Below are 19,473 nucleotides of genomic sequence, written 5' to 3' on the forward strand. Positions count from 1 at the left end.
AACCTAAGCAAGGAAGGTGGGCTGTGAGTTTGTCTAATATTTATTTATACCTGTTATAAAGCATCTCAACACGATCTAAATAAATATTAATTTTTTACTGCAATATAACCCCTTTAGGTAGCAGTCAAATTTATCTAAATTAGTCCTGAAAGCCAAATTATTTTTTAACCATAATTAGTGATGTTTGTGCGATTTCCTCGTCGTTTATTTTTGTTTCATCTACTAGGTTTTACATTTGCTGCTTGCAAACCACAAGGTGGGGTTGAGGGCACGTTAACTATTGGTGCGATCAACTATGGTGGAGGCGAACAGATAATTAATCAATATGCTAAATTTAATAGTTACTTAGGTGAAAAAACAAACTCATATATTCAGTTAGAGCCTGTTTTTAATGAAAATAGAGCGGTTGAGCGCCTTGATGCTCGTGCTTGGTCATTGGTGTTTGCTCCACCGGGTTTAGCAGCTATTGCGATCGCACGTCACCAATATGTTCCTCTATTTCCTTTAATAGGTATTAGTAATTTACGTTCAATCTTTGTTGTTCGCAAAGATAATCCGATAACTGAATTGAAACAATTGCAAGGCAAAACAGTGGCTTTAGGACAGTTAGGTTCAGCAACAGGATATTATTTTCCTCTTTACAATCTTTATGGTACAACACTAGCTGAGATACTATTTGCACCCACACCCAAAGCAGCATTGGAATTGGTCGCTCAAGGAAAAGCGATCGCCTGCGCCGTCTCAGAAGCGGAATTAAGTCTCTATAGTTCACAGTTGGCGCCAACCGAATTCCGCATACTATTTAAAGACCCTCACTATGTACCATTAGGTGTGGTTTTGATTGGGCCGAATGTAGAACGTAACCGTCAAGAGTTTATCCGCAAAGTCATGAGTGATTCGCCTTCAGGTTTAGCTCAAGAAGTGGGGTATGTACCCAATGGACAAGTACCAGATTACAAATACATGATTTCTGTGGTCGATCGGGTAAGTTCAATTAGTTCTAAGCTGCAAAAAAAGCCTGTTCGTTTATTCTAATTAAAGCAATAACAATACTTCCAGGTTTTACTTTGTTTAAAAAAGCCCTCTTGTTAAAAAGAGCATTGTTATTGCTAACTTTTGTAAAGTACAAACTGAGAAGAAAAAACAGCCAGCAAGTCTGACTGGGAAATTAGGTCAAAAAAACAATTTGAATCGTGCTAGCTGGTTTTTAATAGTCTCTGTTAGGATTTTGTCCAGTTCTGTGGTGTCTTGAAATTGTAAAATTTGCTGTGTCGGCAAATCGAAGGGAAATTCACCTTCAAAATCTGGGCGTTGCATTTGCGCTAGTAGAATCTGTTCAGATCGCTTACTTTGGATGGCATAGCCAATCTCAATACAAACATTCGGACTAGGAATTAATTGGGGCGTTTCTTTACCATCAATACTAGCAATGGCCGTGGTGTCAGCTATAAATAACAAACTCTTACGGATTTTCCGCATAATTGTGCGGTTAATTCGGAAAGTAGCACCGCTAGGACGAGAGGATTCTATTAATGTTAGGGGAAGACGCGATCGCAAGTTTAAATTGTCTAAACTTTTTCGCAGTTCTTCTTTGAGAATATTCGTCGCTGCGCCATACTCAGTTTGATAGGATAAAAAAATTGTTGGTTCTAACTGAGCCAACACCGCCTGCTTGGTGAAATAAATTTCATGACTAATTAAGTCAATGTTAGAGACGCAATAGCCACCGCTACCTTCAATATAAAATTCAATATTTTCCCCTTCCAAATAGCGTCCAAACCAAGTTGATTTTTTCACTTCGTCACTGTCTTCCAAAAAGTCTGCTCGCAATGCTGATTTCAGCAGGCTTTTTTTACTTAAGCGAATGTCTGGCGGGCGTTTTTCCAATTCTGGAATCGGCTCATAATCCTGTAGATACCACGCTCTGAGCGCAATTATTGACATAAGGCGCTATTTTAACTGTTTCTCGCTATTTAACTTCGTATAATCTTACACCCACAGGAGTCCCTATTTCAGACTTCTTTTTAAACACAACAACACCCAAGCCTCTACTCGCTAAACTATCTCCTCTCTTTGTTCATCGTAGTTAGGGATGTACTAACTTCCATTGCTTTTGTAAACAAGTAATGAAAATCAGTTACAGTGCCCCCTAATCTTCCACGTTTGAGGAAATCGCAGTTTTCGTGTTGGGTGTTGCTGTATTTGGACGAGACAGATGTAAGTTAAACAGCGTCTTATACCTCTTACTAACATTTCAAATGCAGCTGTTATATCTGCCACCGGAAGCTTGTTTTTTAGCTTCAACTATTAGATTATCACTTGTAGCTGGGAGGGATTAATTTTGCAACTAAACTTTACTTTTAAATGATTTTTGATCGTATTCAATATATTGCATATCCTGGGTAGCTAATAGATATTTTTTTAGATTATATGTTAAGAAAATTATCATCTATCTTGTGGATGAATTTAAAAATTGCTCAGTCAAGTTTTAAGTTTTGAAACTAACAATTGAGCATTGGTCAATAATCAATAGTGATTCTTCGCCTGCGTCCCGATCTCCCACTCCCTATTGCTAGTTAACTATTTTGGCTGGAGGCTTGACAGGAATCTCAATCCAGAACTCTGTACCTTTGCCAGGTTCTGAAATGCACTCCATTATTCCGCCATGTTTTTCGACAATAATCTGATAGCTGATTGCTAGTCCCAATCCTGTACCTTTGCCCACAGGCTTGGTAGTGTAAAACGGGTCAAAAATTCGCTTTTTTACGTTTTCATTCATTCCGGGGCCGTTGTCAGTAATCCGAATTAACAGACGAGAGTTGTCTGCTGAGACTTTAGTGGAAATCTGGATAGTTGGAATTGGGCATAAGTTATTCTCCTTGTCACCCCGATTCCGCCACTCCTGACTCCTTACTTCCAGAGCATCTATGGCATTGCTGAAAATATTCATGAATACTTGATTCATTTGACCGGCATAGCATTCCACCCGTGGGATTTTGCCATAATCTTTAATTATCTCAATGCGTGGAAATTCAGCATTTCCTTTCAGCCGATGTTGCAAAATTAATAAGGTGTTGTCAATGCCTTCATGCAGGTCAACGCGCTTGTTTTCAGACTCATCCAAGCGAGAAAAATTGCGTAACGACAACACTATTGAGCGAATGCGCTCGGTTCCTACTTGCATTGAGGTCATGATTTTTGGCAGGTCTTCTACCAAAAATTCAAAATCGATCGCTTCGATCGCAGCTTGAATTTCACTATGGGGATGGGGATAATATAGCTGGTAGAGACGTAAAATTTCTAGCAGTTGTTCGGTGTAATCACTGGCGTGGCACAGATTACCGTAAATAAAGTTAACGGGGTTGTTGATCTCGTGGGCGACACCCGCCACCAACTGTCCTAAACTGGACATTTTTTCGGTCTGAATCAATCTTATCTGTGTTTCTTGGAGTTCATGTAGGGTCTGCTCTAACTGAGCAGCTTGATTTCTGGCTTCAGTTTCGGCCTCAGAGGTTTGCTGGTAGAGTTGTGCTTGTTGAATTGCGATCGCAGCCTGATCTGCCACCTGCTGCAATAAATCAATTTCTGTATCCTGCCAATTTCTGGGAGCCTCACACTCATGGGCAATTAATAAGCCCCATAGTTCCATACCCATATTAATCGGAACTATTAAGTTTGCTTGCACTTGCAGACTTTGCAAAAACTCTCGATGACAATCACTTAAAGAAGCCGTTGAAAGGTTGTTAATTGCCCGTACCCTACCCTGAGAGTATAGACGGGTATAATCATCAGGAAAGCATTCTGGTGGTGCATTCACTCCTAAAACTGACTGCCAATTACCATTAATCTCTTCTACAATCACTGATTGAGTCTTCAGGTAGAAAATCAGCATTCGGTCTGAATTTAGCAGGGGACGGACTTCCCGAACTATGGATTGCAGAGTTGCCTGCAAGTCCAATGTGCGGCGAATATGCTCTGTGACTTGCTTGATGACTTTGGTAAACAGTAATGATTTTTCGAGTTCAGAGGTTTGCTCTTGCACCCGCCGTTCTAAGTTGGCATTTAGGGATTGTACCTGTTTATACATCTGCTGCTGCTGAATTGCCATTGAGAAATGATCGTATAAGGCTTGTGCCAAAAAGATGTCTTCCAATTTCCACTCAGGTGCTTGCCCTTTTTTTTGCTCTCGCCAAACCTCAAAGGAAAGCTGGGGTAAAAGTTGTCGCCGATTATGTTCGCATCGTCCCGCCCACAAGATTTCTGTTTCAAATTCAGAGCGAAAAATACTTAATACACCGATAAATTTTTCGCGGTAATGTAGCGGAATCACCATAAGTCCGCGAATTTGAGTAGAACGGAATGCTAAAGCCAAAACTCGCAAACGTGGTTCTTTATAGAGGTCAGTAGTTGCCCAAATATTACCTTGTTGAAACTCAGCCATCCAGTTTTGCCAGATGGGATGCTGTTCGATAATAGTGTTATCTAACTCGTAGGGGAGTGTCGGTTGGTCGCCCCAAGTGTATAGTTCTCGGTTCTCTGCAATGTAAAGCCTGCCACCGACTCCACAGAAGGCAGTAATAACTTCTTCTAGTGCTCCTTGTAATTGGATTGTCGGCAGTTTATGCAATAGTGTGGTGACTCGATTAATAGTAGCTTCTCGTTTTTGCTTGGCGTGGGCTTCAGTGAGTAGATTACTTTGAGCGATCGCGATCGCTACCTGGTCAGCAACTTGCTGCAATACTTTTAGTTCCCGCTTCAAAATCTTTTGCGGTTCACTGTGGTGAGCTACTAACAATCCCCACAATTTAGGCTTTACCGATGATTCTTGTGGGTCGCAATCTAAAATTGGTACTACCAACGAAGACTGCACGCCCATTGCTTTTAGGTATTGAATATGGCACTGGTCTACTTGCCGATAGTAGATATTAGTTTCTAGACGTTTGCCAGTTTCTTTTGACTGTAGAGGCGATAGCCCGATCTTCTCATTTGCCACATCGACAATCGAACGTTGCCCCACTAACAAAAACATCTCTCTGGCGGCTTCTGGAATATCATCAGCTGGGAAGCGTTGACCCAATAAGGATGGCAAACGTTGTTTATGAATAGATTCTGCAATGACTTCACCACTACCATCAGCATCAAAGCGATAGATTTTTACCCGATCTGCACCCAAAAATAAACGCACTTCGCTAACAGTTGTTGTTAATATCTCTTGAAAGTCGAGCGATCGCCTAATCTGTTTTGTCATCCGGTGCAGTAAACTTTCTCGATCGAAGTTTTGCTGCAACTCGTTTGGTTTTTCCCTACGTTTCATTACTTAGATTTAATTTTGTTTAAGTATAATTTTTTGTAGTTGTCTTCGATCGAATTTTCAACTTACAATGCTTTGATTGTCATCCTCTTTCAAGAAAATATTGCTACTAATGCATTGCTAAGGGCATACATGTATTACAAAGATTTTCGGAAATGGATTAGAAGATGTTTGAAAAGTAACAGAGATTTTGCTTGTTCCCTGTAGCCCTTGTAAAGTGGATTTAAGGGAGATATAAAATTGCTGTATCATTCAATACTTTTCAAGTATCATCTCAAGTCTAAAGTTAAGAAAATTTTAATCATTGACATTTACTAATTTTATATTCTCAATCATTAAACTATTCCAGTAATTTTACTTAATTTAGAACTGTAATAATTTCTTGAAATTAAAAACATTTTTTTAATATTTTTGCCCATTAATTCAATTAATTAAAATTTTTTCAAAGCTATAAATAAATTATTAGTAATTTTATAAAATATTTTTGGCTGGGGAATTTGACTATTCCCCATTTAATTGCTTGACTTGATGTTGAATGTAACTATTTTGATTAAATTATTCGTAAATTATCGTTAAAGATAGTAAATTACGAATTTCTTCACGCACACTCATGAGAGTTTTACCGAGATGGTTTTGACCGCTTTTATTAGCACCACAGCCCCAAAAAGAATCGGTTGGGGAGTTTTCAACCAACATCTCATTACCTGTCTTCAGGAGAACTTCTCTGATATCAGCATGAGTGAGAAACTTTTTGAGTACAGCTTCTCGCATAATTTGAGTTTTAACCAAATCCCAGTCTCGACGGAGTTGGCGAGTGTTACATCTTCCCAAAGTCGCAGCTTCTTCTGGGGTGGCGGCAGCATGGATGAGAGGTATAATTGCCGCATCTGGGCTGCCTACAAACTTTTGCGCTTGATAATAATGCTCAACCGTTGGCCAGTAAGCGCCCTCGATGTGGATTCCGTGGAGAGAAAAGTTAGAAAAACAGCCATAAGGCTGCCAAACCTTATAAAAGTAAATGGTCATTTGAAAATTGCTCTTTTATATATATATCAATTTCAGGGTAACTGAAAGTTTAGGTTTCAAAACCCTTCATTTATATGAAGGGTTTGTAACATCACTCTGGGGGGGTAATTTTACACAACTTTTGGAACAGTAGGTTTACTACTTTACTCATCAGCTTTCCTTAGATGTGTTGTCCCCAATTCTCCTTGTCTCCAAGTCCTCTCTCCCAATGCCCCATAATATAAGAAAGCGCTTCACACTTCTTAAATAATCAGCTTTATTAGAACAATGGCGAGAGACTTGCGGGGATTCATTAAAATTTTGGAAGAAAGAGGACAATTACGGCGAATTTCAGCTTTAGTTGACCCAGACTTGGAAATTGCTGAGATTTCCAACCGAATGCTGCAAAAAGGTGGCCCGGGGTTGTTGTTTGAAAACGTCAAAGGCGCTTCCTTCCCGGTGGCGGTGAATTTGATGGGAACTGTGGAAAGGATTTGCTGGGCGATGAATATGCAGCATCCAGAGGAGTTGGAAACTCTGGGTAAAAAATTAAGTATGCTGCAACAGCCAAAACCACCGAAGAAGATTTCCCAGGCGATAGATTTTGGAAAAGTGCTGTTTGATGTGGTGAAGGCGAAACCAGGACGAGACTTTTTCCCTGCTTGTCAGCAAGTTGTACTTCAAGGTAATGATTTAGATTTAAATAAGTTGCCTTTGATACGTCCTTATAATGGTGATGCTGGCAAGATTATCACGCTGGGACTAGTAATTACCAAAGATTGTGAGACTGGTACTCCAAATGTAGGTGTGTATCGTTTACAACTACAATCTAAAAATACGATGACGGTTCACTGGTTATCGGTGCGGGGTGGGGCGAGGCATTTGCGAAAAGCGGCCGAACGTGGGAAAAAATTAGAAGTTGCGATCGCACTTGGTGTAGATCCTCTAATTATCATGGCAGCAGCTACACCCATCCCTGTAGATTTATCAGAATGGCTGTTTGCTGGACTTTACGGCGGTTCTGGCGTGCAGTTGGCGAAGTGCAAAACTGTCGATTTGGAAGTTCCCGCAGATTCGGAATTTGTCTTGGAAGGAACGATTACACCAGGGGAAGTTTTACCAGATGGGCCTTTTGGCGACCACATGGGTTATTACGGCGGTGTAGAGGATTCGCCATTAATCCGCTTCGAGTGTATGACGCACCGGAAAAATCCGGTTTACTTAACAACATTTAGCGGTCGTCCACCCAAAGAAGAAGCGATGATGGCGATCGCGCTAAATCGCATTTATACGCCCATACTGCGGCAACAAGTATTAGAAATTGTCGATTTCTTCCTGCCAATGGAAGCTTTGAGTTACAAAGCAGCGATTATTTCCATAGATAAAGCATATCCGGGACAAGCGCGACGGGCAGCTTTAGCGTTTTGGAGTGCTTTACCACAATTTACATATACAAAATTTGTAATTGTTGTGGATAAAGACATAAATATTCGCGATCCGCGTCAAGTTGTCTGGGCAATTAGTTCTAAAGTTGATCCAGTGCGAGATGTCTTTATTTTGCCGAATACACCTTTTGATACCTTAGATTTTGCTAGTGAGAAAATTGGCTTAGGCGGACGGATGGGAATTGATGCAACTACAAAGATTCCGCCGGAAACAAACCATGAATGGGGTTCGCCTTTAGAATCTGACCCAGATGTGGCGGCGATGGTAGAGAGACGATGGGCAGAGTATGGTTTGGCAGAGTTGCAGTTAGGAGAAGTAGACCCGAATTTGTTTGGCTATGATATGAAGTAGCTTATAGCTCAATACAGTTTAGATAGAGTAACAAAACCCTGATGTAGAGACGCGATTTATCGCGTCTTGAAAGACAAATTATCTACACCAATAACGCTTGACTAAAACGTATTGCGTTATAGATAATGTAGTAATAGCACAGTAAAGCTATATCTTACGACAGATATCATTTAAATAAATGAAAACTCCTGTAATCGAACATCAAAATGAAAAAGCTGGAGAACACAGCCTGATATAAATATCTCTTTGATCGTCAGCAAAAGACCTTCTCCCATGAAGTATCCTGGTATTATCAATCATTAAAATATCGCTTTTTTGCCATGAAATTTCTGTGGTTATTTTTTCAGCAATCTCATTAAGTTCAAAGACAACTTTTTCAGGAATTTCTGAATCATCTTCAAAATTAAGAATCTTCGGGCTTAACTGCTTTGTAGGCAATAAACTATTAATAAATACCTGATGTTTTCCACATCTGCTAGGGATAATAGCTGGAGAAATATATTCAAGCAGAATCGATTGATCGTCATTTACTATCAGATGTGTATTATTTTTATGGCACATTTCTTCTAGCTGATTCAAATCATCTGTTTGGTATTTTTTCTGCCAGTCGTCTTGAGATATCCGAACAGTAAATTTTAACTTCTTTTTGCTGAATAACTCTTTGGTTGAACTACTAATTTCATTAAAAAATTGTCTACCATCACATACCGTAGTTTCACCATCTTCTAATGGTGGATTAGCACAGAAAAACCACAGCATAAGTGGGATATTCTGCTGATAATACATTTCGCCGTGCAACTTAATCTCAGACTTAAAATCATTGACGCTTAAAAGAGTCTCATCTCCATTAATTACCCTTCTACTGAATGCACCACCAGCATAATTTATAAAATCGATACTCAAGAGATTGGTAAATTCTTTAAAAATATCAACATCAACATCAAATCCTCTAAAAAGTAAGATTCCATTAGCCTTAAACAGGCTAATAATTTCTTCTTTATCTAATTCTAAAATACTCAGATTATCAAGATTATTAATTTCTTGAACTATGCTATTTGATCTGGGCTGTATCTTAGTAGTCATATAACTTAAGAAACCTTTGTCTAAATTTGAACTCACTGTTGGCGTTAACTATACTGATAGTTTAATACTCAATGATGTCATTGTGTTTTATCCATTAGCGTAGGCGTAGCCCCTCGTAGACATCGCAGGACGAAATTTTGTAAAATTAAAAGTGTTATTGCAGTACTAAAATCTCTTTGATAGAACTACGTTGCAAAGTTAACCAGAATTTGTTTAAGTAGATTCGGAGATATCAATAAGACTCCAGCCTTGGGTACTGATGCCAGAAACTTGAAGAAATAATGACAAAAAAAGTGAAAAATCCAGCATCAAAGTTAGCGATCGGATTGGCATTCAGTTGTATTAGTATGATACTCAATACTGGTATAGCTAGTAAAATAAGTTTAGCAAAATCAAGTAATTCTCAAAAGTGCGATCTTTTTGCCTACGTCATCGATACAGATTCGCAAGGGTTAAATGTGCGCAGTGGTGCAAGTACAAATAATGTAATTCTAGGACAAATACCCATTAACGAAACAGTTCATGTTATTGGTGCAGCTGGAAATTGGGTGCAGATTACTAATGCTAGCAATGGTTTTCAAGGAACTGGATGGGTATTTGTGCCAAAGTTAGGCTTAACAACGCGAGGCTACGGTACTAATGGCGTGGATTTCTATGCTAGTAGTAATCAAAAAAGCCAAAAACTGAGAATAATTCCTACTAATACGACTGTCAAATTGTTAGGCTGTCAGGGAGATTGGGCGCAGGTGGAATATCAAGGTGTTAAGGGTTGGTTGACAAGGGAAGATCAATGTGGTGCAGCCCTTACTAGTTGTTCTTAAAATCTCACCCCCAGCAGGCAAGCAAAGATGGGGCTATGAGAATTACTTTTAAAATTTTGGTTTTGAGATATTTGTTATGGCTTATTCATTTCCAGGAATGAACACGTATTTAGAAGATCCTGAATTATGGCCAGGAGTACATGGGAGATTAATAGTAGCGATCGCAGATTATCTTTCCCTTCAATTACGCTTATCAAAAGATTCCAGAAATATAAATGGACTGGATTACACTACTGCGATCGCACACACCACCAAAAACCACATAATTAGCCCCCTCCCCGCAAGCGAGGAGGGGGTTGGGGGTGGGGTTCTATCTCTGCAACCAAGCACCAATATCCTGTAACACCTCCTCCATCCTCTCCAGAACATCCTCATTTCTAAATCGCACAACCTGCAACCCCAAACTCTCCAAAAATTCTTGACGTATCGCATCTTCCTGTTGGGTGTAGTCATCATTAGGAGTAATTGACCAACAAGTATGGGCAAGAGAAAAGGAAACTATTGGCATTGCTAAGAAGCGTCGGCAACGAGAAACTAAAGATAAAGAAAGTCAACGTTGGTTAGATGCTGCAACAGTGACACAAGAGGTAATACAAACAGATATCCAGGTAGTGACTATTACCGACCGAGAAGGGGATATCTACAACTTATTTGCCATGCCACGAACAGGAAATTCCGATTTTTTGATTCGTGCCATCCATAATCGACGAGTTGACCATGAGACTAAGTACTTACATCAAGCGATCGCTGAAATACAACCCTGCGGCAGAATCATTGTCGAATTACAGCGCCATCCAGAACGGGAAGCACGACTTGCCACATTGACATTACGCTTTGCCACTTTAGAGATTCAAGTACCACTGAAGATCAATTTCCTCTCCTGTTAACGATCGCCTACTGTAATTATTTCCCATCACAGCGAGTGTCCTAAATGTCAAGTCCACCCTTTTTGTCTTTTCCTAAAAGCATATTCCTGTAACAGTTACAGCAATGTTAAGAAAGATCCGGGTAATGGATAGCGATGCTTTGGGGAGGGGTGCAATGATTGTGGAAATCATAATTAATTACCCGGACTTGATATAAGTCCTATTCACTCAATCTTGCATTTTTTTTAACATCTGTTACATTACTTTACAGACAGTTATAACTGCTACAACACTTGAATTTTGGAGTTATGCTCATGTCAGATTTTAAAAATACTGCGTCTATTGTTTCAGAAGATCCTAATGCTGTGCGTTTTGGCTTCACTCCTCAGAGTGAAAATTGGAATGGTCGTCTTGCAATGATTGGTTTTGTCTCTGCGATTTTGATTGAAGCTTTTTCTGGTCAAGGAGTACTCCATTTCTGGGGTATTCTCTAAATTAATAATAGTGGGGTAGAACTGCTGTACTACCCTGCAAAATTTTCTATATTCTATGCCAGTCATTCGTTTCTAACCGATGGCGGCTGTTGCCATTGGTGCAAAATATCAGATTTTTCCGGTTGAGCCAAAATATAAGTGAATAATTACTTTACATTGAATGTGTATAGCTAAAACTCATGGAACTACCCCAACGCGTATCAGTCCGCTACAAAGACGCGTCCTTCAACACCAATGAAATCCGCTTGAGAACTTTTCGGCTTGGGTTGCAAATATGGGATGAACAAACTAAACCCAGAAAAACAGAGCTTTATCAGTTTATATCGTCTTGTTTGAAACAAGTTGACCGCCAAGATCGTTTTATGTTTTCTCTGTTGTTCATAGAATTAACAGACCTCATACGCAACTCTTCTCTGGAAAGAGGAACGAAAGAAGTTCTGATTAAAACAGCTTTTAGAGAATTTGCTTGTGCGATAACAGACTTTGAAGACGTTGCCAAATAAGGTTAATTATGGGGATGCTGGAATTGCGTAAGCGTAGGCATCACCTTAAAGCCATCTGCCCTAGTTGAGTGGGATATCTATAGTAAACACCTTTCCAATCGGATTAGTTTTTTAGCTAAATGCGCGGATGGGTAGGTGTTGGGGAAGGGGGGAATAAAAAAATAGCTGAATTGCCCTATATGCAAGGTTTTGAGGGCTGTAGCATCTCCAAACCATCCGCGTACCTTACGTAGACTGAGTTTCAGCTATTTACATTTAGCACAATTGCCACTCCTTATGTTATGATTTTCGCATTCGCGCTATTGAACCTTGAAAACCAAATAACACAAGTCTTTCAGAAGCCTGCGATCGCAATCAACTAAAATCCCTATTAGGGATTGAAACACCTCGATGTACGCTGAAAGCACTTTCAAATCAGTGTGACCAATCGCAATCAACTAAAATCCCTATTAGGGATTGAAACATTTATTTACCTACCTTTAGCGAGTGCATGTAATATCGCAATCAATTAAAATCCTTATTAGGGATTGAAACTTATCTTCTATCGTCTTGGCGCGATCGCTTGATGGTGCAATACGATCGCAATCAATTAAAATCCCTATCAGAGATTGGAACGAAGTATACCGAGAGCTAGCCTCTGAGAATAGTATTAAAAATTACAGAAATATACTTCAAGGGTCATTCCACATCCAGCTTGAGGGCTGTGATATTATAGGAGACTGCTGCATACATTTTAGAAAAACTAGAAACTGAATCGACCATGGCCCTCACGCAACTGCGGAAACAAGAAATAATCTCCAACTACCAAGTTCACGAAACTGACACTGGCTCGGCCGATGTCCAAGTCGCTATGCTAACTGAGCGCATTAACCGCCTCAGCGAACATCTCCAAGCAAATAAAAAAGACCATTCTTCCCGAAGAGGACTGTTGAAGCTAATCGGACAGCGCAAGCGTCTTCTAGCTTATATATCGCAGGAAAGCCGGGAAAAATATCAAGCTTTGATTGCTCGTCTCGGTATTCGTGGATAGGACTACCGCTTATGTCTGCTGAAGAATCTGAACGCAGTCGTTTGCCCTTTGAACCGAACAAAAAGCGCCAAAAACCCGCAAAAGCTCAAAGTAAACCAGCAGCACAGCCCCAAGAATCCGTCAAAAAGGCTGATAAAAAAGTGGTTTACACCAAACAAGAGATGGCAATTCCCCAAGTAGTCAGCCAACGGATGATCCGACGGGTAGCTGGGTTCTCTGGTGTACCAACAGCTTTGGGCATTAGTGCCTTGGTTGCTAGCTATCTGCTTGCTGCCTACTCCGATATCCGACTACCTCCCATCGCCGTGTTATTGGTGAACATGGGATTATTTGGTTTGGGGGTTTTAGGGATAACTTATGGCGTTCTCTCTGCCTCGTGGGATGAAGAAAAAGTCGGAAGTTTTTTGGGTTTGGGTGAGTTCAACACCAATTTGGGACGAATGGTGGCAGCTTGGCGCGAAACTCGGCAAAAAAACTTATGATGAACGGCGCTCAGGTATTAAGTAACTGTGATATTGGGTAAATGAAAAAGTTAATGTTGAAGTTGAAATTTTATCGCTTCAACATTGCTAGTTAAAATTATACAATCTTTTTTATACCATATATCTAGTTATGTAGTAGTAAAACTACTGACTGAGCGCTACATTTTATCTATTTATTTTGTAAACAAATTTTATTTTTAACTATTTGTAATTAGGCCAATAGGCAACAATAAAGTTAGCCTATTCACAGAAAATTTTACTCAATTAATTAATCAGGAACTTTCAGATGATTATAGTAATGAAAAGTGGTTCCCCAGAGGCGGAAATAAACCGCATTGATGAGGAACTAACTAGCTGGGGGCTAACTCCAGAAAAAATTGTAGGTCAACACAAAGTAGTTATTGGTCTAGTAGGTGAAACCGCCAGCTTAGATCCGCTACAAATTCAGGAACTTAGCCCTTGGATTGAGCAGGTGTTACGGGTAGAGCAGCCTTACAAACGAGCTAGCCGTCAGTACCGCCACGGCGAAGCTTCAGATGTAGTGGTTAATACTCCTGATGGAGCGGTAGTATTTGGCGAACATCAGCCTTTGGTAGTCGTTGCCGGCCCCTGCTCCGTAGAAAATGAAGAAATGATTGTAGAGACGGCGCGGCGCGTCAAGGCTGCTGGAGCCGCATTTTTACGCGGAGGGGCATACAAACCCCGGACTTCACCTTATGCCTTCCAAGGACACGGCGAGAGTGCTTTAGATTTATTAGCGAAGGCGCGGGAAGTCAGCGGACTAGGTATTATTACAGAAGTGATGGATGCCGTAGACCTGGATAAAATTGCCGAAGTTGCTGACGTGATTCAGGTGGGGGCAAGAAATATGCAAAATTTCTCCTTGCTCAAAAAAGTGGGAGCGCAGCCAAAACCAGTACTCTTGAAGCGGGGAATGGCAGCTACTATTGAAGATTGGTTGATGGCAGCCGAGTATATTTTGGCATCTGGCAATCCCAATGTAATTTTGTGTGAAAGGGGAATACGCACCTTTGACCGTCAGTATACGCGAAATACACTGGATTTATCGGTAGTGCCCGTGTTGCGAAAACTAACTCACCTACCAATTATGATTGACCCCAGCCACGGCGTAGGTTGGTCTGAATTTGTGCCTGCAATGGCAATGGCTGCGATCGCAGCTGGTACAGATTCCCTGATGATAGAGGTTCACCCTAATCCTGCCAAAGCTTTATCCGACGGGCCCCAATCTCTGACACCAGACCGCTTCGATAACTTGATGCAAGAATTGGCAGTAATTGGTAAAGCGGTGGGACGCTGGCAGCAACCAGCAGTAGCTCTAGCTTAAAATTCAGTTGCAACTTATTGCTAGGCATAAATCAATTAAAGTTTGTAGTCAGGATTTTAGTCCTGATAAATCCAAAGAAGCGATAAATCGCTCACTACAAACTAGGATTTTTTTGTATGTTTAATTATGCCTACCTATTTATTAAACCTCTTGCAAAAGTGAAATAATTCCCCTTTAGAAATATTCTAAAGGGGATTTTTAAACACTAACTAAAGCTATGAAAAGAAATTTGCAATCAATATTGATAGACAATATTTTTTTTGCAATTGTAAGACTTTTTATCGATATATATAGCGAGCAGGTATCCAGCGGCGACCACGATTTGTTTGCACCCAACGTCCAGGAACCACTATCCTTCTTCTTGCTTGAACAGGGGTATGAACCCTAACTCGCACTGGTCTTCTGATTATTCTAACTGGAACCGATCGCCTAACTGGTCGTCTGATTTGAGCATCGGCTTGAAAAGGAATAAAGGTAACAGCAATTGGTAAAATCAGCGCTGCACTAGCAAGCATTCTTTTAATACTCATTCGCAAACTTCCCTTTTATGATATTGATATCAAAGAGATTAATAGTTGTCCAAATATTAATCTCTTTGACAAATAAATACTAGGGTTGAAAAGAGCTATTTACTAGTGAAAAAGGTCATTAGTTGAACCGTGACTAATGTCATGGATAAAAATTGTAAACATGACTCGCTATTAAATAAAACTATTTTTACAAGGCAGAACTGTTAATATCAAAAATTCCGATTTTGATGTTTGGGGCAGTGCCTATCTGACGGCAATACAGTTACTACAACTCAATTTTGCCACCTGAAAAAAAGGACGGGTAAAATACCCATCCCAGAAAATTCACTTTTATTCAATTGATAGCAAATGACAGCAAAATTTTTATTGCACTTGCACGGGGAAAGCACCAGGCTGTACAGCTATGTTAAGATTCTGCCCATTGCGACGTAATTCCATACGTAAATCGCTCCCGACTTGGCTATTTTCTACTGCCCTTTGGACACTGCTGGCATCTGTGACTGCTTGACCTCCTAGCGTTTGGATCACGTCACCAGCACGTATCCCTGCTTTAGCAGCTGGTGAATTTGGTACAACTTTTACAACTAGTACACCTTTATCTTCATTTACACTCAAACCACTATTGGGATCTGAGTTGATATTTTGTTTTAGCTGAGGTGTTAACCCCACCATTTGAATTCCCAAGTAAGGATGTTCTACTTTACCTGTAGCTATTAGTTGACTAGAAATGCGTTGTGCTGTGTTGATAGGAATAGCAAAGCCTAATCCTTGTGCCCCTTGAATAATGGCTGTATTCATAGCAATTACCTGGCCGCGAGAATTTAGCAGGGGGCCACCGGAGTTACCGGGGTTAATTGCAGCGTCGGTTTGAATATACTCTACTCGCTTATCGGGAGCACCGATTAGATTGCTACTGCGTCCAGTGGCACTAATGATTCCGGTAGTTACTGTATTATCTAATCCAAGGGGGTTGCCGATCGCGATCGCCCATTCTCCAGGTTGTAGTTGATCTGAGTTACCCAAGGCTACTAACGGGAGATTATCTGCCTGAATCTTGACAACAGCAACATCGGTCAACTCGTCTTTTCCTAATACCTTTCCTTTAAAGCTACGCCCATCTTTGAGTGTTACTGTTACAGTATCAGCACCATCAACTACGTGAGCGTTGGTAAGAATACGACCATCAGCACTAATAATAAAACCTGAACCTGTACCCCGTTCTACGCGATCTTGTTGTTGTGGTATTTGAGAACCAAAAAAGCGTTGGAAGAGTGGATCGTTAAATTCATCTGGTAACTGGGTTTTTACAGTTCGGGAAGAGTCAATTCGCACTACAGCAGGCCCTACCTTTTGCACCACCTGGGTAACAAAGTTAGGATCTGTGGCTGCTGGTAATGGAGGAGCAGCATTTACTCGACTTACTGCCAAATTAGATGCATTTTCAGACACCTGCTGAGAGTGTCCAGCTATATAGCCGCCTGCCAATGTCATACCCGATCCCAGCAGCACCAGCGATAGAGAGGCGGCAGCTTTTCGCCAGGGTTTATAATATTTGGCATCAGCAGTGTTATGTAAAATGCTATTTGATGGGTGTTCTCTGTCGCGAGATTCGTTTTGCATTGCTGTCTGGAAGGATATTTAGATGTATTACTAATGTAGATATGATTTATGACAGTTTTGTTGCAAAGGTATTGCGTTGTTGTGAAAGCTTTGGTATTTTATAGAACCGTATTGGAATATAGTCATTCGTAGAGACGTACATCGCTGCGTACTCTTTACCAACCTCAGTGCTGAGTGAATTAAGAATTATTCAGTACTTATGTACTTGGGTTTGAGTAAGGCCCGTTGTGGGCGTTCTTTCAACTCAGAACTCAGCACTCTTCATCATGCCTGAAGGAATGAAAATGGCACAGGGGAAAATCTTACTTAAACCTGACACTTTATGGACAAGTGTTAGAGAACGGACTGAATATGCTTTGCAATGCGGGGCGCTACTCTCGATTCCAACAGAATTTGAATTTATTGAACAGGATGGCGTGCGCTTTTTGGTACGGATTTTGTCTAACCTGAATCGCAAAAAATCAGCAAAGGATAAACAGGAAAAACAATCTGTTACTTCTGGTGAAGAGTTTAATCCTTTTTTGCCCTACGAAGAGGATTTATTTGTGGCGGATATCTCCGATACCCATGTATGTATTTTAAATAAATTCAATGTTGTAGATTATCATCTGCTAATTATTACCCGTGGTTTCGAGGAACAAGAAAGCTTACTCACACTGGAAGATTTTACGGCTATGTGGGCGTGTTTGGCTGATTTCGATGGTTTAGCATTTTACAACAGTAGCAAAACCGCAGGTGCTAGTCAGCGACACAAGCACTTACAATTAGTACCCCTACCACTTGCCCCTTCAGGTTTGCAAATACCGATTGAAGCTTTACTAACATCAGCACAATTTCAAAACTCGAACGCAACTTCAGCAAAACTTCCTTTTGTACACGCTTTCGCATCACTAAATTCTAATTGGGTGCGATCGCCATTGGCAGGGGGTCAAGCAACATTGGAAGTTTATCACGCTTTGCGTCACGCTGTAGGTTTAGATAACAAGCAATCTGGTGCTTACAATCTGTTAGCGACACGAGAATGGATGTTAATCGTACCGCGATCGCAAGAGCATTTCCAATCTATCTCTGTGAATTCATTAGGATTCGCTGGTGCGCTGCTGGTGCGAAACGCAGCAGAAATGGAGATTCTCAAAACCCAAGGGCCGATGACTATCCTCAAAAATGTTGCTGTATCCTAATACTTACGCACACCCTACGAATTCTTCTCTACGAGATAATTATCTTTAGTGGGAGTTTGACCAATTTGCAGTACACAAACTGCGGCAATCAGACAGAGAACGCCTGATAAAATAAACGCTTGTAAATAACTACCCGTCCAAGTTCTCAAAACTCCGGCTCCGAATGCTGCTGTAGCTGCACCAAGCTGGTGTCCTGCGACAATCCAACCGAACATCACGCCGACATTTTCTTTACCGAAGATGTTGGCAACAAGACGTACTGTCGGTGGTACGGTAGCAATCCAATCAAGCCCATAGAAGACGGCGAAAATGGAAAGTCCATAGAAGGAAAAGTTGAAACTGAAGGGCAAGAAAATCAAAGATAAACCCCGCAGTCCGTAGTACCAAAACAATAAGTAGCGATTGTTCCAACGGTCAGATAGCCAACCGGACATAGTAGTTCCAAAAAAATCGAATAGTCCCATGATTGCCAAAAGCCCAGCGGCCTTGACTTCAGGGATACCGTGGTCAATACAAGCAGGAATTAGATGAGTTCCAATTAACCCATTTGTGCTGGCGCCACAGATAAAAAAGCTACCAAATAACAGCCAGAAGTCTCGATTACGCATTCCTAGCCAGAGGGCGTTAAGAGTGGAGACGATGGTATTGACTTTGGGCTGTAACACTTCCACAGTTTCCCTGTTGTCGCCAAAGGCTCGCAAACCGACATCCGCCGGACGATCGCGCATAAAGACTGCGATCGCTGGAATAATTAGAAGTGCTGCACCAGTCAGAGCCAGAGCCGCAGTTCGCCAGCCAAAGCGATCGGCCATTGAGGCTAGTATCGGCAGAAACACTAGTTGTCCCGTGGCTGTACTGGCGGTTAATATGCCCAGAACTAAACCCCGCTTTTCCAAAAACCAGCGATTGACGACAATAGCACCCAAAACTAGAGCAATAACTCCGCTACCAGAACCGACAACTACACCCCAGAGCAAGACTAGTTGCCAAGACGCTGACATCAAAGTGGTTAAACCGACACCGAGGGCAATCACAGCAAGTGAGAATACCATCATCCGACGAATGCCGATTCGCTCCATAACTGTGGCAGCAAAAGGGCCAATTAATCCGTAGAGTACTAAGTTAATGGAGATTGCCAAAGATATAGTTGCTCTACTCCAGCCAAACTCCTGTTCGAGAGGCACTATAAAAACTCCGGGAGCAGAGCGAATTCCGGCTGCTACTAACAATGCTAAGAATGTTAAACCCGCGACGATCCAAGCATAGTGAAACGAACGACGCGCTAGGAAGGAGGGTAAGGACATGGTTTGGAGGGGGAAGGGGGCAGGGGGGCAGGGGAGCAGGGGGGCAGGGGAGCAGGGGAGCAGGGGAGCAGGGGAGCAACACTTCGGCTACCCCTGTCTCT

The 19,473-nt window shown here is 41.1% G+C and carries 18 protein-coding genes and 1 pseudogene; 11 read left to right on the forward strand and 8 right to left on the reverse strand.

What is annotated here, in order from left to right:
• Nucleotides 1-180: 180 nt before the first annotated feature.
• The gene (locus AC1F2U_RS30075) at nt 181-1,035 is read left to right on the forward strand and encodes a phosphate/phosphite/phosphonate ABC transporter substrate-binding protein (RefSeq protein ID WP_480264460.1); all 855 of its coding nucleotides are present in this window, start codon (nt 181-183) and stop codon (nt 1,033-1,035) included.
• A 138-nt stretch (nt 1,036-1,173) separates the two neighbouring features.
• Here AC1F2U_RS30075 and AC1F2U_RS30080 read toward each other — a convergent pair whose 3' ends face one another.
• The 3 genes from AC1F2U_RS30080 to AC1F2U_RS30090 form a co-directional block, all read right to left on the reverse strand.
• A complete protein-coding gene (locus AC1F2U_RS30080) occupies nt 1,174-1,944 on the reverse strand; it encodes a hypothetical protein (protein ID WP_480264461.1) in 771 nt (256 codons plus the stop codon).
• A gap of 628 nt (nt 1,945-2,572) precedes the next feature.
• On the reverse strand, nt 2,573-5,314 hold the full coding sequence (locus AC1F2U_RS30085; protein ID WP_480264462.1) for a GAF domain-containing sensor histidine kinase: 2,742 nt from the start codon (nt 5,312-5,314) through the stop codon (nt 2,573-2,575).
• 552 nt (nt 5,315-5,866) lie between these two features.
• Nucleotides 5,867-6,337 (reverse strand): NADAR family protein, encoded by a 471-nt coding sequence (locus AC1F2U_RS30090; protein WP_480264463.1) that lies wholly within the window; start codon nt 6,335-6,337, stop codon nt 5,867-5,869.
• A 267-nt stretch (nt 6,338-6,604) separates the two neighbouring features.
• Between AC1F2U_RS30090 and AC1F2U_RS30095 the strand changes: the two genes are divergently transcribed.
• Nucleotides 6,605-8,113 carry a UbiD family decarboxylase gene (locus AC1F2U_RS30095; protein WP_480264464.1) on the forward strand — a complete coding sequence of 503 codons (1,509 nt, stop codon included), beginning with the start codon at nt 6,605-6,607 and terminating at the stop codon, nt 8,111-8,113.
• 201 nt (nt 8,114-8,314) lie between these two features.
• Here the strand turns inward: AC1F2U_RS30095 and AC1F2U_RS30100 are convergent, their stop codons facing one another.
• Nucleotides 8,315-9,232 carry a TauD/TfdA family dioxygenase gene (locus AC1F2U_RS30100; protein WP_480264465.1) on the reverse strand — a complete coding sequence of 306 codons (918 nt, stop codon included), beginning with the start codon at nt 9,230-9,232 and terminating at the stop codon, nt 8,315-8,317.
• Between the two features lie 245 nt (nt 9,233-9,477).
• Between AC1F2U_RS30100 and AC1F2U_RS30105 the strand changes: the two genes are divergently transcribed.
• Together AC1F2U_RS30105 and AC1F2U_RS30110 are read left to right on the forward strand one after the other, a co-directional pair.
• A complete protein-coding gene (locus AC1F2U_RS30105; RefSeq protein WP_480264466.1) occupies nt 9,478-10,017 on the forward strand; it encodes an SH3 domain-containing protein in 540 nt (179 codons plus the stop codon).
• Between the two features lie 76 nt (nt 10,018-10,093).
• Nucleotides 10,094-10,360, forward strand: coding sequence for a DUF4058 family protein (locus AC1F2U_RS30110; protein ID WP_480264467.1), 267 nt, complete (start codon nt 10,094-10,096; stop codon nt 10,358-10,360).
• Here AC1F2U_RS30110 and AC1F2U_RS30115 read toward each other — a convergent pair.
• On the reverse strand, nt 10,328-10,525 hold the full coding sequence (locus tag AC1F2U_RS30115) for a DUF559 domain-containing protein (protein ID WP_480264468.1): 198 nt from the start codon (nt 10,523-10,525) through the stop codon (nt 10,328-10,330). The genes AC1F2U_RS30110 and AC1F2U_RS30115 overlap by 33 nt on opposite strands.
• On the opposite strand from AC1F2U_RS30115, the pseudogene AC1F2U_RS30120 reads away from it, so the two are divergent.
• The 6 genes and pseudogenes from AC1F2U_RS30120 to aroF form a co-directional block, all read left to right on the forward strand.
• Nucleotides 10,473-10,877, forward strand: a pseudogene (locus AC1F2U_RS30120) (IS4 family transposase); the annotation flags it as partial. The gene AC1F2U_RS30115 and the pseudogene AC1F2U_RS30120 sit on opposite strands and share 53 nt — an antisense overlap.
• A gap of 320 nt (nt 10,878-11,197) precedes the next feature.
• Nucleotides 11,198-11,377, forward strand: a complete 180-nt coding sequence (locus AC1F2U_RS30125) for a chlorophyll a/b-binding protein (protein WP_194046856.1) — start codon at nt 11,198-11,200, stop codon at nt 11,375-11,377.
• 179 nt (nt 11,378-11,556) lie between these two features.
• On the forward strand, nt 11,557-11,880 hold the full coding sequence (locus AC1F2U_RS30130) for a hypothetical protein (RefSeq protein ID WP_292738173.1): 324 nt from the start codon (nt 11,557-11,559) through the stop codon (nt 11,878-11,880).
• A 760-nt stretch (nt 11,881-12,640) separates the two neighbouring features.
• On the forward strand, nt 12,641-12,910 hold the full coding sequence (gene rpsO, locus AC1F2U_RS30135; protein ID WP_041565894.1) for a 30S ribosomal protein S15: 270 nt from the start codon (nt 12,641-12,643) through the stop codon (nt 12,908-12,910).
• A gap of 11 nt (nt 12,911-12,921) precedes the next feature.
• Complete coding sequence (locus tag AC1F2U_RS30140) at nt 12,922-13,392, forward strand: PAM68 family protein (RefSeq protein ID WP_322668932.1); 471 nt, start codon at nt 12,922-12,924, stop codon at nt 13,390-13,392.
• 286 nt (nt 13,393-13,678) lie between these two features.
• Nucleotides 13,679-14,737 carry a 3-deoxy-7-phosphoheptulonate synthase gene (gene aroF / locus AC1F2U_RS30145; protein ID WP_480264469.1) on the forward strand — a complete coding sequence of 353 codons (1,059 nt, stop codon included), beginning with the start codon at nt 13,679-13,681 and terminating at the stop codon, nt 14,735-14,737.
• A gap of 278 nt (nt 14,738-15,015) precedes the next feature.
• Here aroF and AC1F2U_RS30150 read toward each other — a convergent pair whose 3' ends face one another.
• Both AC1F2U_RS30150 and AC1F2U_RS30155 read right to left on the reverse strand, forming a co-directional pair.
• A complete protein-coding gene (locus tag AC1F2U_RS30150) occupies nt 15,016-15,267 on the reverse strand; it encodes a hypothetical protein (RefSeq protein ID WP_480264470.1) in 252 nt (83 codons plus the stop codon).
• A gap of 363 nt (nt 15,268-15,630) precedes the next feature.
• On the reverse strand, nt 15,631-16,887 hold the full coding sequence (locus tag AC1F2U_RS30155) for an HhoA/HhoB/HtrA family serine endopeptidase (protein WP_480264471.1): 1,257 nt from the start codon (nt 16,885-16,887) through the stop codon (nt 15,631-15,633).
• 284 nt (nt 16,888-17,171) lie between these two features.
• Between AC1F2U_RS30155 and AC1F2U_RS30160 the strand changes: the two genes are divergently transcribed.
• A complete protein-coding gene (locus AC1F2U_RS30160) occupies nt 17,172-18,068 on the forward strand; it encodes an ATP adenylyltransferase family protein (RefSeq protein ID WP_480264475.1) in 897 nt (298 codons plus the stop codon).
• Between the two features lie 14 nt (nt 18,069-18,082).
• Here the strand turns inward: AC1F2U_RS30160 and AC1F2U_RS30165 are convergent, their stop codons facing one another.
• Nucleotides 18,083-19,372, reverse strand: coding sequence for an MFS transporter (locus AC1F2U_RS30165; RefSeq protein WP_480264472.1), 1,290 nt, complete (start codon nt 19,370-19,372; stop codon nt 18,083-18,085).
• Nucleotides 19,373-19,473 lie beyond the last annotated feature (101 nt).

Source organism: Nostoc sp. LEGE 12454 (assembly GCF_056620565.1).

Bases quoted from the DNA above. Each gene is read 5' to 3' on its own strand.
- AC1F2U_RS30085 (WP_480264462.1), bottom strand. From the start codon at position 5,314: ATGAAACGTAGGGAAAAACCAAACGAGTTGCAGCAAAACTTCGATCGA.
- AC1F2U_RS30115 (WP_480264468.1), bottom strand. From the start codon at position 10,525: ATGCCAATAGTTTCCTTTTCTCTTGCCCATACTTGTTGGTCAATTACT.
- AC1F2U_RS30125 (WP_194046856.1), top strand. From the start codon at position 11,198: ATGTCAGATTTTAAAAATACTGCGTCTATTGTTTCAGAAGATCCTAAT.
- AC1F2U_RS30150 (WP_480264470.1), bottom strand. From the start codon at position 15,267: ATGAGTATTAAAAGAATGCTTGCTAGTGCAGCGCTGATTTTACCAATT.
- aroF (WP_480264469.1), top strand. From the start codon at position 13,679: ATGATTATAGTAATGAAAAGTGGTTCCCCAGAGGCGGAAATAAACCGC.
- rpsO (WP_041565894.1), top strand. From the start codon at position 12,641: ATGGCCCTCACGCAACTGCGGAAACAAGAAATAATCTCCAACTACCAA.
- AC1F2U_RS30165 (WP_480264472.1), bottom strand. From the start codon at position 19,372: ATGTCCTTACCCTCCTTCCTAGCGCGTCGTTCGTTTCACTATGCTTGG.
- AC1F2U_RS30080 (WP_480264461.1), bottom strand. From the start codon at position 1,944: ATGTCAATAATTGCGCTCAGAGCGTGGTATCTACAGGATTATGAGCCG.
- AC1F2U_RS30155 (WP_480264471.1), bottom strand. From the start codon at position 16,887: ATGCAAAACGAATCTCGCGACAGAGAACACCCATCAAATAGCATTTTA.
- AC1F2U_RS30095 (WP_480264464.1), top strand. From the start codon at position 6,605: ATGGCGAGAGACTTGCGGGGATTCATTAAAATTTTGGAAGAAAGAGGA.
- AC1F2U_RS30160 (WP_480264475.1), top strand. From the start codon at position 17,172: ATGGCACAGGGGAAAATCTTACTTAAACCTGACACTTTATGGACAAGT.
- AC1F2U_RS30075 (WP_480264460.1), top strand. From the start codon at position 181: ATGTTTGTGCGATTTCCTCGTCGTTTATTTTTGTTTCATCTACTAGGT.
- AC1F2U_RS30105 (WP_480264466.1), top strand. From the start codon at position 9,478: ATGACAAAAAAAGTGAAAAATCCAGCATCAAAGTTAGCGATCGGATTG.
- AC1F2U_RS30090 (WP_480264463.1), bottom strand. From the start codon at position 6,337: ATGACCATTTACTTTTATAAGGTTTGGCAGCCTTATGGCTGTTTTTCT.
- AC1F2U_RS30110 (WP_480264467.1), top strand. From the start codon at position 10,094: ATGGCTTATTCATTTCCAGGAATGAACACGTATTTAGAAGATCCTGAA.
- AC1F2U_RS30140 (WP_322668932.1), top strand. From the start codon at position 12,922: ATGTCTGCTGAAGAATCTGAACGCAGTCGTTTGCCCTTTGAACCGAAC.
- AC1F2U_RS30130 (WP_292738173.1), top strand. From the start codon at position 11,557: ATGGAACTACCCCAACGCGTATCAGTCCGCTACAAAGACGCGTCCTTC.